At 46.5% G+C, this 17,775-nt stretch carries 14 protein-coding genes; 2 read left to right on the top strand and 12 right to left on the bottom strand.

Translation table 11 applies throughout. The features are described 5' to 3' along the window. Window positions 1-30: 30 nt before the first annotated feature. From R7044_RS02530 to R7044_RS02505, 6 genes are read right to left on the bottom strand one after another with little or no spacing between them, the layout of a single operon-like run. Window positions 31-690, bottom strand: a complete 660-nt coding sequence (locus R7044_RS02530; RefSeq protein ID WP_017633566.1) for an HAD family hydrolase — start codon at window positions 688-690, stop codon at window positions 31-33. Between the two features lie 2 nt (window positions 691-692). After that, complete coding sequence (locus R7044_RS02525; RefSeq protein ID WP_005373862.1) at window positions 693-1,712, bottom strand: ABC transporter ATP-binding protein; 1,020 nt, start codon at window positions 1,710-1,712, stop codon at window positions 693-695. Next, window positions 1,709-2,497 carry an ABC transporter permease gene (locus tag R7044_RS02520; RefSeq protein ID WP_033906312.1) on the bottom strand — a complete coding sequence of 263 codons (789 nt, stop codon included), beginning with the start codon at window positions 2,495-2,497 and terminating at the stop codon, window positions 1,709-1,711. The genes R7044_RS02525 and R7044_RS02520 overlap by 4 nt, the downstream gene beginning before the upstream one ends. A 2-nt stretch (window positions 2,498-2,499) precedes the next feature. Beyond that, window positions 2,500-3,390 carry an ABC transporter permease gene (locus R7044_RS02515; protein WP_033906313.1) on the bottom strand — a complete coding sequence of 297 codons (891 nt, stop codon included), beginning with the start codon at window positions 3,388-3,390 and terminating at the stop codon, window positions 2,500-2,502. Further along, window positions 3,387-4,211 (bottom strand): alkaline phosphatase family protein, encoded by an 825-nt coding sequence (locus R7044_RS02510; RefSeq protein ID WP_033906314.1) that lies wholly within the window; start codon window positions 4,209-4,211, stop codon window positions 3,387-3,389. Before R7044_RS02510 ends, R7044_RS02515 begins: the two co-directional genes overlap by 4 nt. A 12-nt stretch (window positions 4,212-4,223) precedes the next feature. Continuing rightward, on the bottom strand, window positions 4,224-5,291 hold the full coding sequence (locus R7044_RS02505) for an ABC transporter substrate-binding protein (protein WP_005373851.1): 1,068 nt from the start codon (window positions 5,289-5,291) through the stop codon (window positions 4,224-4,226). Window positions 5,292-5,501: 210 nt separating this feature from the next. Between R7044_RS02505 and R7044_RS02500 the strand changes: the two genes are divergently transcribed. Further along, window positions 5,502-6,230, top strand: coding sequence for a UTRA domain-containing protein (locus R7044_RS02500; RefSeq protein WP_033906315.1), 729 nt, complete (start codon window positions 5,502-5,504; stop codon window positions 6,228-6,230). A gap of 62 nt (window positions 6,231-6,292) precedes the next feature. Here R7044_RS02500 and R7044_RS02495 read toward each other — a convergent pair whose 3' ends face one another. Next, window positions 6,293-7,879, bottom strand: a complete 1,587-nt coding sequence (locus R7044_RS02495; RefSeq protein ID WP_005373846.1) for a BCCT family transporter — start codon at window positions 7,877-7,879, stop codon at window positions 6,293-6,295. A gap of 303 nt (window positions 7,880-8,182) precedes the next feature. Here R7044_RS02495 and R7044_RS02490 point away from each other — a divergent pair, with 303 nt between their 5' ends. After that, a complete protein-coding gene (locus R7044_RS02490) occupies window positions 8,183-10,591 on the top strand; it encodes a beta-mannosidase (RefSeq protein WP_033906316.1) in 2,409 nt (802 codons plus the stop codon). 101 nt (window positions 10,592-10,692) lie between these two features. On the opposite strand, the gene R7044_RS02485 is transcribed toward R7044_RS02490, so the two are convergent. From R7044_RS02485 to R7044_RS02465, 5 genes are all read right to left on the bottom strand, one after another. Beyond that, window positions 10,693-10,947, bottom strand: coding sequence for a hypothetical protein (locus tag R7044_RS02485; protein ID WP_005387084.1), 255 nt, complete (start codon window positions 10,945-10,947; stop codon window positions 10,693-10,695). Between the two features lie 184 nt (window positions 10,948-11,131). Further along, window positions 11,132-12,634: an efflux transporter outer membrane subunit gene (locus R7044_RS02480; protein WP_033906317.1), complete on the bottom strand. Its 1,503-nt coding sequence runs from the start codon at window positions 12,632-12,634 to the stop codon at window positions 11,132-11,134. Further along, window positions 12,631-15,693: an efflux RND transporter permease subunit gene (locus R7044_RS02475; RefSeq protein ID WP_172563715.1), complete on the bottom strand. Its 3,063-nt coding sequence runs from the start codon at window positions 15,691-15,693 to the stop codon at window positions 12,631-12,633. The genes R7044_RS02480 and R7044_RS02475 overlap by 4 nt, the downstream gene beginning before the upstream one ends. Before the next feature lie 10 nt (window positions 15,694-15,703). Then, window positions 15,704-16,786: an efflux RND transporter periplasmic adaptor subunit gene (locus R7044_RS02470; protein WP_205391246.1), complete on the bottom strand. Its 1,083-nt coding sequence runs from the start codon at window positions 16,784-16,786 to the stop codon at window positions 15,704-15,706. 104 nt (window positions 16,787-16,890) lie between these two features. Further along, on the bottom strand, window positions 16,891-17,772 hold the full coding sequence (locus R7044_RS02465; RefSeq protein ID WP_033906320.1) for a LysR family transcriptional regulator: 882 nt from the start codon (window positions 17,770-17,772) through the stop codon (window positions 16,891-16,893). Between the last annotated feature and the right edge of the window lie 3 nt (window positions 17,773-17,775).

Genomic DNA, 17,775 nt, shown 5'->3' with positions numbered 1-17,775 from the left:
ACTTAGGAAGAACGGTCTTGTGAGGCTATATCACCCCCAACTTAACACACTCCAATTCGGTCTGTTGGCGTGTTCTTTTAGTTGTGGGCATGGATTTACCAGATAAGCGTAGTTCGCGTATTCACAAAGCGGTAAATCGTTGATTGAATCGGTATAGAAATGGATTTCGGAATAAGGCTCAGGCTGATTTTCTAGCCACTGTTTTAATCGCGTGACTTTGCCTTCACGATAACTCGGGATACCGTCGATTTCAGCAGTATAACGGTTGTTTTTCTCGATTAAATCAATTCCGAGTGCGGTTGGAATATTAAGACGGCGACCAACGGCTTCCACCAAAAAAGTGACGCTGGCAGAGATGATAACCATATCTATACCATCACGAGACAGTTGCTCAATCAGGGTTTTGGCTTGAGGGAACTGTTTAGGCAAAATATGGCTTTCAACACATTCTTCAACCAAGGCGTTTACTTCTTCAATCGGCATGTTTTCTAGTGGCTTCATGGAGAACGCTAGGTAATCTTCCATGTCCATTTTGCCTTCAGAGTACAAGGCCATTAGACGCTGATCTTCCATAATAAATAAAGGATCAGTCGCGATGCCTTTCTCAACCATAAACTCGTTCCAAATCATTGCGCAGTCAGCGTTTATTAGGGTTTCATCCATATCAAAAACATACAAAGGTTTGGACATGTTTAGGCTCTCACTGGTTGAATTTCGTTTAGGTTAAAGAGTAGCTCTAGTTGGCTGCCATTCGCTAGTAAGCGTTCTGAAGAGCGGTTAAGCAAGTCAACAGTGAGCTCACACTCTTCAACGTTCACTTGATAGCGAATAACATTACCTAGAAGCTGGTGGTTGGTGATCGTACCTACTTGTGGCGCTGAGATGTGGCTATCATATTGACGACCTTGCTCTTTTACATATATAGACTCTGGGCGAATCGCCACTTTCCATTCGGTATCAATGTTGAAGAGTTGCTTGGCTTTATTGGCCTCTACAAGGTTGTAGTGCCCCATGAAACCGGCCACAAACTCGTTAGCAGGATGAGTATAGATTTCTTCAGGTGTTCCTGCTTGAACAATTTCTCCTTTACTCATTAGGAAGATACGATCAGACATAATCATCGCCTCTTCTTGGTCATGAGTTACGAAGATAGTGGTGAGATTCATCTCTTTCTGAATATCTCGGATTTGCTGACGAAGGTGTTTGCGGATTTTGGCATCAAGCGCAGAAAGTGGTTCATCAAGCAATAATATGCGAGGTTTCACCACCAACGCTCGAGCGAGTGCGACACGCTGGCGCTGACCGCCAGAAAGTTGATGCGGATAGTGTTTTTCTTTACCTGCCAGATCCACCAGTTTGATGACTTTAGCCACTTCACGTCGAATATCATCATTCGCAAGCTTTTTCATTTTTAAGCCAAATGCAATGTTGCCTTCGACGGTCATATTGGGAAACAGCGCATACGATTGAAAGACCATCCCAATACCACGCTCTTGCGGGACTTGATGCGTGATATCTTCTCCGTTTACCCAAATCTCGCCTCCATCGACAGGGTTAAGCCCAGCAAGGCTGCGAAGTAGTGTCGATTTACCACAACCGCTAGGGCCTAAAAGCGTAATGAATTCACCTTGCTCGATGTTAAAGTGAATGTCCTCAAATACGGTGTTATCACCAAAACGTTTAGTCAGATTTTTCGCTGTTACGTAGCTCATTGTTTGACTCCTCGGCTGAAACGACTTGCCAACCAAGTCAGTAAAAAAATAAATAGGAAGTAGGTCATCACTAAGGCAGACGTAAAGTGGCCGCTCGTCTGACGCATGTTATACAAGTAGATTTGCAGGGTTTCATAACGTGTGCCGACTAAAATATTGGCGAACACAAACTCTCCCAATAGAAATGAAAATGAAAGGAAAAGCGATGCCATCAGTCCTTTTTTGAGGTTAGGTAAAATGACCATCAAAAACGCTTTGGTTGTGCTTGCCCCTAGCAAGTGTGCAGCGTCCATTAAATCGTTAAGGTTAATTGCTTCGAAGCTATTAGAAATCGCACGATACATGAACGGTAACGCGATGGTGAAGTAAGTACCTACTAGAATCCAAGGAGTACCGATAAGGGAGATTTCACTGTCAGCATAAAGTTGAAGCAAGCCGACGGAGGACACCACTGGTGGTACAGCGAATGGTAGCAAAATCAATACGTTCATGAGCTTATCGAGCTTCGGAAAGTAGTAAAACACCACGAATATCGCTGGCAGAACCAGAATCACACTGAGGGTTAGCGAAGCAATACAAATAAACAGCGAACGCCCAAACGCTTGCAAAAAGCGTGGGTCGGTCAGCAATTTAACGTACCAATCAAAAGTGAAACCATCTGGAAGCACCGTGGCGCCCCAGCGTGATGAAAGCGAATAGACAAAGGTCGCTAAAATCGGGATGAGCATGATCCCAACAATGGAATAAACCACCGTTTTATGGAATCGATTATTAACGTTGTGCATGACTACTTCCTACCTGCATAGCTTTTCGAAATGAGCCATTGGTTAATCACTGTGATAAAGGCAAGTAACGCCATTAGAATCACCGAAATTGCAGCGGCGAGATTAGGTTCAAGGAACAGGTCTCCCGATACCAGACTCGCAATTCGAATTGTGATGACGTTATAGTTACCGGAGGTCAACGCATAAACACTCGCATATGCGCCAATTGCGTTGGCTATTAAGATAATAAAGGTACCGAATAAGGCTGGTGAGAGCACTGGCAGAGCGATTTTCGCCCAATACTGTGATGTTTTGGCTCCCAGTAGCGCAGCAGCTGCTTGCCAATCATCACTCAACGCATCGAACGCAGGGTAGAGCAACAACACCGCCAGCGGGATTTGGAAGTAGATGTAAATGGCCAGCAGGCCCCATTTACCATAAAGGTCGAAATCACCGAGTAAGCCATACTGCTTGAGCAAAAGGGTAATCGCCCCATTGGTGCCCAAAATAATAATAAAAGCGAATGACAGAGGTACGCCTGCAAAGTTGCTGCTCATGTTCGTAAACGCAATCACACCGTCGCGGACTTTAGAATCGACTCTGCGCAGAGAAGAGACCAACAGAGTCGCAATGGCTAAGCCAAAAATGCTCGACCATATAGCTAACCACAAACTGTTGCCAAACGCCTGCATCATAAAGGCGGAGTCGAGCACTTCAATGTAGTTATCGAAGGCAAACTCGCCATCGTAGATAAAGCTGTTTAACAGCACCCAAATCATCGGTGCGAGTTGAAATAGGTAGAAAAACAGCGCGAAAGGCACCAACCAAATGGCTGGCTTAAAGCGCTTTAACCAAGTACTTGCCAAATTTGAGCGTGATTCGCTGGAGCTTGGGGAGAGGACTGAACTGCTCATAGTGCTAACAATTCCTGAGTGTATGGCTTCGTGTGGTCAAGGTTTAGCAATTGACAAACGGTGCCACAAATATCAGTTTGCTTAACATGACAATCTTGATGGGTAAACTTATCACCAATGACAAACAGGGGAACTTCTCGCTCTTCAGGTAAAATCCCACCATGAGAAAGATCGTTGTTCATGCCATGATCGCTGGTCACAATGATTTGATACCCATCAGCAAGCCATTGATCGATGTAGTTGGAAAGAATAATGTCTGCACCTCGCGCACAATTGCGGTATTGGCGAGAGTCTAGGCCAAACTTATGTCCTGTATCGTCGATATTCATCGGATGGATCAATAAAAAATCAGGTTGATAGTTGCGACGTAAATACTCTGCGTCCAGGAACAAGGCTTCATCAGGATAATGATCCCAATGGTAAAAGCAGCCATGCTGGATATTCAGGGTTTCATCATGCGTGAAACGATCGCGAACAGGTTCAAATGGCGCGCGATTATAAAGCTCACTTACCCAATGGTAGGCAGCCGCAGCGGTCACTTTTCCTTGGGCTTTTGCCAAACTGAAAATGGAATCGTGTTTGGATAGACGAACGATATTGTTGTTTACGATGCCGCTTTCTACAGGGCGAACGCCCGTTAAAATGCACTCATAAAGTGGGCGAGACATAGAGGGCAGCTCACACTGCACAGGATAAAGCGTTGCGCGAGTTTCTTGTTGGGAACGACTTTGTTCTAGAAGACCATTGAGGTAGCCCATGCAATCACGGGCTACCTGATAGTTCAGTCCATCTAGAACAACAAGGATGACCTTATTGCTCATAACGACTTACTCTTATTGCTGGTGGATTAAGACACTTTCTTGCCATTGACGTGGCAGCTTACGTGCGGACTTTTCCCAAGCTGAGAAGTCAGTCACTGGGTGAACATTGCTGTATTGGTCATTAGCAATTAGCTTGTCTTGCACTGCTTGAGGCAGTGTGATGTTGGTGCGGATTGGACGCGCATAACCTTCTGCTAAGTTGATTTGCCCTTGATCGCTGAAGATGTATTCACGAGCAAGCTTTGCTGCATTAGGGTTCTTCGCGTATTTATTGATTATGGTTGTATAACCAGAAATCACAGAGCCATCTTGAGGAATGCTCACTGTAAAGCGGTCGCGGTCAATTTTGTCGCGGTAGTTCAATGCATTGAAGTCCCACATGATCGCCACTTCAACTTCGCCTTTTTCTAGGTTGGCGATGTTCGGATCGGTAAATGAAAGACGACCTTGCTTCGCGAGTTCAGAAAAGAATTTGAGCGCAGGCTTGAGGTTGGATTCGTCCCCACCGTTGGCGAAAGCTGCGGCGAGAACCGCGTTGTTTGCCTGTGCTGCTACGCCTACGTCACCTACGGTCACTTTGTAGTCGCCTTTTAATAGGTCATCCCACGTTTTTGGCGCGTCTTTTACGAGGTTATTGTTGGAGATAAAAGAAATAGTGCCAGTGTAGGCAAGTGCCCAATGACCATCTTCGTCTTTTGCCCAATCTGGGATGTCATTCCAAGTTGTTGGTTTATATGGCTGAGTGACGCCTTTTTTAACCGCTACACGTGCGAAGGCAAAGCCTACGTCACCAATGTCTGCGGTCGCGTTTTTCTTCTCAGCTTCGAATTTTGCGATTTCTTGAGCCGAGCTCATATCCGTGTCTTGGTGCTTAAGGTTGTAATTTGACTTTAAATCAGCCCAAGTGTCTTTCCAGTTTGCCCAACTGTCAGGCATACCCACACTGTAAACCGCCCCTTCTTTTTGTGCTGCTGCTACCAAAGATTCAATATCGGCTTCTTTCGCTACTGTTGGCGTAGCGAGCGTTACCGCAATGATTGCCGCTGGTGCGGTAATTGAACGACTTAGCAAAGTTTTCATTGTCTCCATCCTTCTGGACTAGGTCAGTAAGTTCGCTTTGTATGCTATGGATGGAATGTGACGATTTAGCGCAAGTAATTTGACAGTTTTGCTGATTTTATATGGCACTTATATTTCATACGTTCAGTATGTGTTCTGTTGATTAATGTCATATTTTTGTTACGTAAACGCCTTATGTTATTCGTCAAATTATCGTTGGACTAGATCAGAATGAGAGCGACAGGCACCGGACAATTTGGTACCCAATTAGGAAAAATTAGAAGCAGCTTAAAACAGCAGATTCTTTCCGGCATCATGTCGGAAGGACAAAAACTGCCGTCAGAGAGAGAGCTCAGTGAGCTGTTTTCTACAACTCGAATCACTATCAAAGATGCGTTGGTGTCTTTAGAAACTGAAGGTCTTATTTATCGAGAAGAGCGCCGGGGTTGGTATGTATCTCCTGAGCGTATCTGTTACAACCCGTTGTCTCGTTCTCACTTCCATCAGATGATTCGAGAGCAGCATCGTATTGCAGAAACTAAGTTACTCAACGTGCGAAGTGAAATGGCCGCAGGTGAGTATGCCAAATCGTTAGAGGTGGAGCTAATTACCCCAATTTATGTAATTGAACGGTTACGTTTTATTGATGGGCGAGCGGTATTGTTTGTTGAGAACGTGCTCAAAGCGGCACTGTTTGAGGGTATATTGTTTGAGAACCTCACCATGTCCCTGACGGGCATTTATCGTGAGAAGTATGGTTACGAGACAAAGCGCTCTCGTTTTGATGTGATTCCCACGTCAGCTCCTGCTCATGTCGCTAAGGCGTTGAACCTAGTTGAAGGACAACCCGTTCTGAAAATTCGGCGGGTAAACTACAAACAAGATGGGCATTTAATGGACTGCGAATTCGAGTATTGGCGTCCAGACGCAGTGATGATTCGCATTGATAGCGTAGGATAAAGCGCAGAATTAAAAAGAGCCCAATGAAGGGCTCTTTTTCGCATATTGGTTAGAGAGGCGGTTTAAACGAGGCCTTGCTCTTTCGCCATTCTGCTTGCAATGCCGGGTGCTTTCCAAATGCTTGGCAGCAAAATGAAAGACACAGGTACGGCGGTAATCACAATGAAAGACTGCAATGCAGAAATACCACCAGAGCCCATTGAGATAAGCGCAATAGCGACAATACCCATAATCAGCCCCCAGAACGAGCGAATCACTGCGTTTGGTTCTGTTGAGCCCGTCATCACTACACTTATTGTGTAAGTCATCGAGTCACCCGTCGTCACGATAAATGTTGTCGTTAAGATCAGGAAAAGAACCGAAATGATCATTGGGTAAGGTAATTCACCAGTAATCGCTAGCAGTGCTGCAGGCAAGTTAAAGCCTTCAAACGCAGATGAAATCAAACCAGGGTTATCAAGTTCAAACGCAAGGCCACTGCCACCAACGATACTAAACCAGAAGCAAGTAATCAGCGGTGCCGCGATGCTAATAGACATGATTAATTGGCGAATTGTACGACCACGAGAGATACGAGCAATAAAGATCGCCATCATTGGGCCATAACCGATAAACCAACCCCAGAAGAATACTGTCCACCAACTTAGCCAGCCTGTATCACCACGGTAAAGTGCCATAGGGAAGAAGTTATCCACCATACGACCAACGCCTTGCACGTAGCCATCAACGATAAAGCTTGTCGGCCCGAAGAACAGGATGTAACCAATTAATAGTACAGACAAAATGATGTTGTAACGACTGACGATTTGAATACCCTTGCTCAATCCGCTCAGTGCGGAAAGGGTATACATCAGGATCGCCGCCATAATAACCATACTTTGCGTTACGAACGTATCTGGCAGGCCAAACAATGAGTTTAGCGCGTAGCTAATTTGTAAACCTAAGAAGCCGATAGGACCGATGGTTCCTGCTGCTACTGCAATGATGCTACATGCGTCAGCAACATCACCAATCCAGCCTTTAATGGCTTTATCACCAAACACAGGGTAAAGCAGAGTACGCGGCTTAAGAGGCAGGCCTTTATCGTAATGCAAGTGCATTAAGACAATGGAAGATAGACCACCAAGGATCGCCCAAGCTAAGAAGCCCCAGTGCATAAAAGACTGAGATAGGGCATTGATTGCGGCAGTTTTCGGTGAGGCTTCCCCGTATAGAGGCGGAGCAGTCACAAAGTGCGCGATAGGCTCAGCTGCGGCCCAGAACACACCACCACCTGCAAGTAGAGTACAGAGTACGATTGACAACCACTTAAAGTTATCAATATCAGGTTTCGCTAGACCACCTAGGCGCACATAACCAGTGCGACCAAACGCAAGAGCCAAACCAATTAGGAAATTCAGAAGAAGCAGTACTTGCCAGTAAGCTCCGAAATATTTAGTAGCAAAGCCGAAGCCGGTGTTAACCATTGCGGTTAGAGAGTCGGTATTCGTTAGAGCAAGTAAAACGAATAGAGTGAGGAAGCTACCACTTAACCAAAAGACAGGATTGGTGAGTTCGAGGCGCTTGAGTAAAGATGGGGGATGAATAGCAGAATAGTCAGCATCCTGAATAGGCGCTGTGTGGGAGGCGGCATTCGTCATATTTGACATAATTACTTCGCTTTTTAGGGCTATGAAGCCGTGCATTTCCCCTCACATCGTTTCGACGAAAAGTGTGAGGATGTTCAAAAAGCCGATGATGTTAACATGTCGAAGTTGCAAATATAACCTTAGATTTCGATTAATTTTTAACAGGTTAGCCAAGTTGCTGATTTTTGGGTAGAGATCAAAAGAAAGAGTTTTTACGTGAAATGCACCGCATTTCGTATGTAATTAACATTTCCCTTGTTTTTGCATGGGATTATCAGGATTACATTGAGAAAACATGTTTTTCCCAAGCTAAGGTTTAACTCGATGGCTCACTTCGAACTTAACGGGCAGTGGATGCTTACCTCGCCACAGCGCCCCAATCTTGAAATTCCAATGTTTATTCCGGGCGATAATGTGTCGGCGCTTTTACAAGCAGAGCAGATTCCAGATCCTTATTTTGCCGATAATGAAAACAAAGTTCGATGGATTGAAGAGTGTGAGTGGCATATCTCACGTGAGTTTGACGTCGACGCGTTTACGTTGTCTGCCAAGCAAATTTGGATGACGCTAACTCGTGTCGATACATTGGCAACCTTCTATGTTAATGGTGAGCTAGCACTAACTTGCAGCAACATGTTTACCCAGCAACGTGTGGATATTAAACCGCATTTAAAGCAAGGTACTAACACGATTCGGGTTGAGTTTGCTCGGGCGGATTTAGAAGGTATCGCAAGAGCAAAAAAACTGCCATTTCCTATTCCATCGGCAATGGGCAACAACCAAATTCCACACATGAACTTGATCCGCAAAACACAATGCCATTCCGGATGGGACTGGGGCATTTGCTTGATGGTATCGGGTATTTACGACCCCATTCAAATCGACATTGTGAATGAGCTTTGGCTCAAAGGCTTCTCGACAGAGCAGCAATGGCAAGCCGATGGGAGTGTGTTTCTTGATGTAGTAGTTGAAGTGGAAACGGACAGTCAACGCCATGAAATGATGGTTGAATTTAATGGTGGGCGTCAATGTATTCAAACAAAAGGAAGTGGTCACTATCATTGCCAGTTCCACATTTTGGAGCCTCAACGCTGGTGGCCATCGGGTTATGGCGAAGCGTATCTCTATCCCATTACCATTTCTTGCAGAGAGCAAAAGTTAACGCACAACATTGGTTTGCGTCAGTTAACCCTAAATAACCAAGCTGATGAGCACGGCTCTGCAATGGAATTTATCGTCAATGGCGTACCGATTAATGCTAAAGGTGCCAACTGGATCCCTATTGACGCAATGCCGGGGCGAGAGTACGAAACACGTTATCGCAACCTTTTGCAAAGTGCGGTTGACGCCAACATGAACATGATTCGCGTATGGGGCGGTGGTCAGTACGAGAGTGAAACCTTTTATAACCTTTGTGATGAACTTGGTTTGTTGGTGTGGCAAGACATGATGTTCGCCTGCTCGTTGTACCCATCAAACGACGAGTTTTTAAAAGACGTAGAAGAAGAACTTAGATTCCAAATCCCGAGGCTTAAGAAGCACCCATCAATCGCACTTTGGTGTGGTGACAATGAAGTGATTGGAGCTATTGGTTGGTATGACGAATCTAAGCGCAGCAAAGTCAAATACACGGTTAACTACGATCGCCTCAACCGCATGATTGAGAAGGAGATTACCGAGCAAGATAGCACTCGCCGTTTCTGGCCAAGTTCCTCATGTAATGGTGAACTGGATTTCGGTGATGCGTGGCATGATGATAGTAAAGGCGATATGCACTTTTGGGACGTTTGGCATTCAGGAAAATCATTCAGTGCTTACGTTGACGTGAATCCTCGTTTTTGCTCTGAGTTTGGTTTTCAATCTTGGCCATCTTTTGCTGAAGTTAAGCGGTTTGTCCCTGAGCAAGACTGGAATATTACATCCCCAACTTTCGAACAACATCAGAAGAACCCTCGAGGTCATAGTATTATTACAGAGATGTTCACGCGCTATTTTCGTTTTCCCTCTGGATTCGAGAGCATGCTGTATTTAAGTCAAGTTCAGCAGGCAATCGCGATCAAAACTGCATGCGATCATTGGCGTGCCATTTCTCCAGTTTGTCGCGGCATGCTGTACTGGCAACTCAACGACAATTGGCCTGTCAGTTCTTGGTCTAGTTTGGAATACAGTGGTCGATGGAAGCAGTTGCACTACCATGCGAAGCGATTTTTTGCGCCACAGTATTTGGTATTTTCCGAGCATACAGGCAAGTTGAGCCTACATTTGCTCAATGATGCCAAAGAGTCCGCAAGCGTCAACGCACTGCTTAAGTGGGTAGATTGGCAAGGGGAAGAAAAGCAATGTTGGAGCTTAGAACAAACAGTCATAGCAGACAGCAATACGATTTTGTGGCAATTGGATGAATCGATCGAGAAGGACGAACTTACGTCAGGCTTCTTCTATGTTGAAGCGCAAATCGGTGAAGACAGAATAAGCAACACATGGTTTAGTACTCACGAGCTAAAAACCTTGCCGATAGCGAAAGCCAATATAGGTGTCTCTATTGAAGGGAGGAAAATTACATTGATTGCGGATAAGCCTGCGTTTTTTGTTCATTTGGAGAGTGATGCTGATGGAAGGTTCAGTGACTCTAGTTTTACTCTGTTGGCCAAGGTTCCAATGACGGTTGAGTATTTAGGTGATGATGTTTCAGGTATGCAGCAGTCGTTGAGGGTATGCCACCTTAATGATTAAAGCGGGCATAGAACATCTACATGCTGATAACTAAAAAGGGAGCGTTTGCTCCCTTTTTAGTTACCAAGTATCCGTTATTAAGCTCAGGTTGAGACAGAAGTTTATTTAAGTTTCTGATGGACCCGATAGCTAACGACAAAGCCAATGTAGAATAGTGCAGCAAGAGTAATCACTGCCGTCGCGTACGCCAGCAGGCTGTTTAACCCTAAACCAAAAGCCAAAGTGAAGGCGATACCATGAATGGCTTCCGCAGGGATTCGGTACCAAGCAGCGTGGACGGAAGATCCGAAGAGGATAAAGGTACTAAGTAAGACAATCGTGCCGCCTATAAAGCCGACCCATCTGCTGTTGTTCATGTTGCAGTCTCAGGGGTTACCGAGGTAACGTAACAAAATATTTCAGAGTCGTATTATACAACCGAGAGAGGGTATGGGTGGTAGAAATATTTGCCTCACAAACTAAGAGGCCATCTAAGTGGCCTCTTTTTAACCGATTTAACGGCATCCGTTATGACGCAAAGGTGTGAGGCTTGTAAGAAACCTAACCTTTGGCATTCGTTTGGGGTTGTGCTTTTGGTCGTATCGTCCAATCACCACCAAGCGATTTGTAGAGCGTAATCGTAGCTTGTGCGGTTTGTAACTTTGCCGCGACTTGCTGATCTTGCATCATGCGTTGCTGACGTTGCGCATCTAAAACCGATAAGTGATCAATCAAGCCAGCGCGGTACAGTGACTTGGCTTTGTTGACGGCGTTATTGGTGGCTTTCAATGCATCATCGATTCGGCGCTGACTTTCTTGGCTGCGACCATAAGCAAACAGTGTGGATTCGGTTTCTGCTAAAGCCGCCTCGACCGTATGTTGATAAGACAATGTCGCCGAATCAAAACGCGCTTGGTTGATGGCTTCAATCGCTTCGCCACGCCCCCCATCGAACAAGTTCCAGCTTACGCCAGCCGCACCCATCCAACCGAAAGAATCGCTACTGAAGAGATCGTCAAAGCTTGACGCCGACAACCCCGGAGCGCCCGTCAAAAAGAACTTCGGATATTGATCAGCAACGCTTGCTGCTAACTCTTCATTGAGCGCGGCCATTTCACGCTCGGCTAAGCGAATATCGGTACGACGTTTCAATAGATCGGAAGGTAAACCGACCGGCACCATGTCCTGCATGACAGGTACACTATGCTGCTTAGATAGGCGGATTTCGACTTGTGTTAGCGGCTCACCAAGCAATACTGCTAAACGATGTTTGTGCGCTTGTTGGGCAATCTCTAACTGCGGAACGAGCGATTCCATTGCCGCAAGTGTGGCCTTCGTTTGGGCTAAATCGAGATCAGAACCGTAGCCGCTGCGCACGACTTTTTCGACGAGATCAAGTGTACGTCGTTGATCTTCTAAGTTCGACTTTGCCAACTCAAGGCGTTCGCTTGCGCCTTGGTATTGCAAGTAGTTATGAATCAAATCCGCCGTGATCACCGTGTTCAAGCCGTTTTGATAAATTTGAGCTTGTTCGAGATGAATTTGTGCCGCGTTTGCTTGGCGGTCGATACGCCCAAACAGATCAGCCTCCCAAGCCATACTCGCGCCTGCAAATACGCCATCGTGCTGATTATCCATTAGGGTGACGTTACCAATTTGAGGTGGCAGACCCGGCATGGAATCACTGAGTGGATTCAATATCGGACCGAGTGAAGAGTCATTTTTGCTGAACTGATAGTTCATGTAAACCGCACTAAGATTAATTGTCGGTACCTTGAATGACTCCACCATGGTTTTATAGTTGTTGGCCATTTTCACCCGCTCGGCCGCCACTTTCAGCGGAATGTTTTGGTTCTGCATGTCTTGAACCATTTGATTCAACACCGGATCGTGAAACTTAGTCCACCAAAACTCAACGTGTTGTAAATCGGTACTCAACCCTGCATTTTCGGCGTTCAAGTAGGTTTCTGCCATACTGGTGGTCGGTGCTTGGTAGTCTGGTCCCACCGCACAGCCCGCTAAACTTAGGGCTAGAACGACAGGCGTTAGAATGAATTTTTTCACGATGACGCCTCCTCTAGCTCAGCGTTGGTTTGTGTGGATGGTACTTTTTCTTTGTAAGCAAGGCGATACAGTGCAGGCATGACAAACAGTGACAATATGGTTGCGGCTGCCAAGCCTCCGATGATGGTTGCGGCCATTTGGTCAAACAGCAGGTCTGACAGCAGCGGGATCATGCCGAGCGCGGTCGTTAACGCACCCATAGAAATGGCCATAGTACGGTTGATCGTGGCTTCTTTGATCGCGTCAGACAAGCTCTTGCCATTTGTGCGTTCGAGCTCAATTTGATCCATTAGTACGATGCCATTTTTGATGATCATCCCGGTCAGTGTAATAGCTCCGATTAGCGCCATAAAGCCAAATGGTTTATCGAATCCAAGCAGAGCAAACACCGCCCCTGATGCTGCCAGTGGTAGCGTTGCGAGGATGATGATTGGCTGCTTAAAGCCGTTGAACATCGCGACTAAAATGATCACCATGATCAGCATTGCTTTTGGTTGCTGCTTCATGATGTCGGTGACCGCTTTGTCTTCATCGTAATATTCGCCGCCCCATTCCATGCTGTAACCCGCCGGAAGTTGGATAGCTTCAACCTGATCTTTAATGGCATTTCTTACGTTCGCTGGTGTGGAGTCTCGGCTCACACCCGCTTGAACCGTGATGGTTTTCACGCGGTCGCGTTGCCAAATCATGCTCTCTTCGGTGACCAGTTCGAATCCATCCACCACTTGACCAAGCGGAACGCTGTTAAAGCCAAGTAGCGAGCGCACAGGTAGCGTTTCTAGTGACGCCATGTTTTGCGATGTGCCACGTAGCTGAATTGGAATCAACTCATCATTCAGGTTCATTTGTCCGAGCGGCATGCCGTCTGATGCGCGTTTTAGCGCGAAAGCGACATCGGCGCGGTTAATGCCTGCTTGACGCATTTTGTCTTGGTTTAGAATCGGCTTGAGCACTTTGCTTTCTTGGCGCCAATCATCGCGAATGTATTTTGCATCAGGGTTTGAAGCAAAAATCGTTTTCGTTTCCGCCGCTAGTTGATGCAATACGGTTTCATCCGGACCAGAAAAACGCACTTCAACCGCGAACTTATCTTTGGTTGCCAGCTTCAGCGCTCGAAAGCGAGGTTCGGCATCAGGAAACGCCTCTTTCAGCCAATCATCCCCACGCGTTACCAAGTGGCTGATGCTCTCGTAGTCTTTGGTGTTGATCAGAATCTGGCCGTAGGCAGGGTCGAGCGGCTCAGGCTCTACCGTTACCGAGAAGCGAGGTGCACTGGTGCCGACGTAGCTAGAGATACTTTCCACTTCTGGTTGTGCGACCAACCATTCTTCAACTTTGCGCATGTCTGCCGAGGTTTGTTCAATCTTGGCACCATTGGGTAGCCAGTAATCGAGAAACACAATTGAGCGATCCGACTGAGGAATAAAGTTCACGGCCACATACGGGATTGCCACGGCGGTGACTAAAATCAACGGAACCAAAGCGGCTAAAGCTTTACGCGGGTTGTCCACCGTCCAGAATACCAACTGTTTATAACGGCTCGGTTTGGTCTCTTCGCTGTTAGCTTTTGGCTTGATGAACATCCACGCCATTAATACTGTAAACGTCATCGCGACGATCCATGAAAGCAACAGTGACGATGCCACAATGTAGAACACAGAGCTCGCAAACTCGGCGGAGTCGGTTTTGGAGAACAACACTGGGCTTGCACCCATAATCGCGATGATAGTTGCGCCTAAAAGTGGCACGGCGGTCTCTTTGACGGAATCAATCGCGGCGCGAGTTCGCTCGATACCTTTGTTGAGCTTGGCGATCATCATATCGGTGATCACAATGGCGTTATCCACCAACATGCCCAGTGCGAGAATAAACGTACCTAGCGAGACACGGTGCAAATCGATGCTGGCGATGTTCATGTATACAAGCGTGAGCAAAATCGTCAGGAGCAAGCTTGCGCCAACGATGGTTGCACTCTTAAAGCCCATGAAAACCAACAACACCACAAAAACAATCGCGACACTTTCAAGCAGGTTGCCAACAAAGTCGTCGATAGACTTTTGTACTTCTTCAGGTTGATAAGCAACGGTCGAGATGTCGACACCCAGCGGCAGCGTTGCCTGGTAGTTAGCGATGATGTCTTGAATCGTATCGCCAAGTGACACCACGTTAATGCCTTGAACTGGGCTCACCGCCAAGGTGACAGCGGGCTCTCCGTTGTAGCGGTTTTCTGCCAATGCTGGTGTTTGATAACCCATGGTGATGTCGGCGATGTCACCAAGACGAATCAACCCCGAGCCAAACTCGCCGGTGCCACCATTGATGATTAAATTGCGAATGTCTTCTAGAGACTGAAACTCACTGGTTTGCGCAATACGAATACGCTCTGTACCTGCATCGAATTTTCCCGCTTCGAACGTGCTGTTTTGTGTGCTCAGTTGGTTCCAAACTTGTGCTATCGACAAACCATATTGAGCCAAGCGCTCGTCTGGCATATCGATATGTACAACGCGAGGTTGAATGCCGTGTAGCTCGATCTTTTTGATGCCGTCGACGGCTTTGATTTGGCGTTGCAGCTCTTTGGCGTAGCGACGCAACTCTTCTGGCGCAGCATCTGTGCTGTGGATAGAGAAAAGCATGCCGTAGACTTCAGAGAACTCGTCTTGCACTACGCTGATCTGTGCACTGGAAGGCAGCTGCAGTTTTACATCGTCCACTTTGCGTCTCAATAAGTCCCATTCCTGCGGAAGTGCTTTGGAATTAAGGCTCTCTTTGAGGTCAACAAAGACCATAGACAAACCTGGGCGAGACAATGAGCGCAAGCGATCCAACTCTGCCATTTCCTGCAATTTGGTTTCCACGGTATCGGTGACTTGGTGCTCGACTTCTTCGGCAGACGCACCCGGATAAAGGGTCACGACTACCGCAGTTTTTACCGTAAAGCTCGGGTCTTCCAACTTGCCTAAGTCGAAGTAAGAATAGATGCCAGCGATCACGCTCAATACGATAAAGAACAGAACGAACTTACGTTGGCGAATCGCGAATTCAGCTAAATTGATCATGGATTCGCACCTACAACGTCTTGATGGTCAGGTTTGGGGCGGCATCGCCCTCGCTCAGATAATGGCTACCGCTGATCACCACATAATCGCCTTGCTCAAAACTTCCGGTCACACACGCTTGGTATGCGTCGATAGAGTCAAGATTGACAGGCTCTGAATGAATAACCGCATCACGAACCACATTCACGTGCAGAGTCTGTTTCTCACCCAAAATTGCAGAGTAAGGAAAGCAATGGCTTGAGTGACTGGTGTTGAGCGCGGTATTTACTGTGACTGCTTTACCGTTGAATAGCGCACTGGAAATCGAATCGATGTCTAGCGTGACGGTATAGGTTTGTTTGAGCAGGTGCTTCTTCGGCGCGATTTCTGCCACGGTTGCTCGGTAGGATTGCTCCGAATCATACCAAGTCAACGATGCTGGCTGACCTAGTGCGAATTGCGACTTCATATTTTCCGGTACGTCGATGTCGACTTCCCAACTGCCTTCTTGCTGAATTGACACAACACTGCCGCCCGGCAAGGTTTGTTCATGTGGATCAACAGAAACGTCGGCAACAATGCCAGTGAATGGTGCACGTAGAGTGGTGTAACGTAGGGCATCTTTTGCACGTTGGATGTTTTTCTCAACCACTTTGACGGCAGAGAGGCTACGTTCGTAGCTGCTGATGGCTCGGTCTAAGTTTACGCTGGCAATGGCATCATCAGAAGTCGCTTGTTTTACGCGCTTTAACTCGGCTTTCGCGAGTTTGTGGGCTGATTGTGCTTCTAACATGCGTGCTTGTAATTCTTCTAGTGAGACTTGGTAGTCGTGCTTGTCCAGCATGGCAATGACTTGGCCTTTTTCTACCAAGCTGCCTTTATTTACGAACACGCTTTCCACGGTGCCGGGTACACGAAAAGAGAGTGAGGCGGTTTCTTTTGCTTTTACGATCCCGCTGAATGATTTGTTGAGTTCTTCATTCCTTTCGTTGACTTCAATCACTTGAACGGGTCTGGATGCGCTTGGCTCCTCAACCTGAGGTTGGGCTTGATTACAGCCGAGTAGAGAGAGCGCGATAGTGCTCAGCGCAGCGATTTTGATTTGATGATTCATAAGATGGCTCCATAATTTCGGCGCCATCTTATAATTCACAGATGTTCAGATAATCATGCGTGCGCATGATTCAATGTCACAAATTTTATGACAATAAATGCAAACTACAAAAGTTTTGGGATTTTATTGCACAAATGTTCAATAAGTAACCGGCTAGCTTGGTTCAGCGTTTTCGGTTGAGGATAGAGTAACCACCCCATTTCTTCCGTGACAGCATATTGAGACAATACTTGCACCAATGCACCGGATTCGAGCTCATTTTTTACCAACAGTTTTGGGATATAGCTGATGCCGCGGTCAAGCACTGTGGAGCTTTTAATAAAGCCGATGTTGTTGGAAATGAGTTTTGGTTTGAGCGCTACGTTTTGTTCCTGAAAATGCCAAAGGTTGTCGACATTGCCATTTGGCCAACGAAAACAAATGCACTGATGATCGCTCAACTCTTCTAATGTGGCGGGCGTGCCGTGAGTTTGAAGATAGTTCGGTGAGGCAACGACACATCGGTCTAGCGTTAAGATCTTTCTCGCGACAATGTCTGAGTCAAACAGCATGCCGCCGTGCAGCGCGATGTCCAACCCTTGTTGAAACATATCAATAAAGCCATTGTTGATATTGCGAATGTCGAGTTCAACCTGCGGGTATTGATCCTGAAATTCAAACAAAATGGGTTGAAGATGTTCATAGGTTTCTGGCAGAAGGCCAAGTTTGATTTTGCCGCTGACCTCGATGTTTTCGTTACTGGCTTGCTGGTTTGCCGAATCAAGCAAGGTGAGTACTTTTTGCAGATCTTGGTAGTAGGCATCGCCTTTGTTTGTCAGCGAAAGGCTGCGAGTGGTGCGGTGAAAAAGTTGCGTTCCGAGGTAACGTTCCAGTTCTCCAATGCGTCGACTAACATTTGCTCGTGGCAAGTCCAAAGCATTGGCTGCCGCTGTAAAGCTGCCAAGTTGGACGACTTTGGTGAACAGTTTTAGATCGTCAATTTTCACTCT

Source organism: Vibrio sp. 1402 (assembly GCF_033340275.1).
The sequence above is the reverse complement of the archived record's forward strand: the minus strand, read 5'-3'. Positions and strand labels throughout refer to the sequence as shown.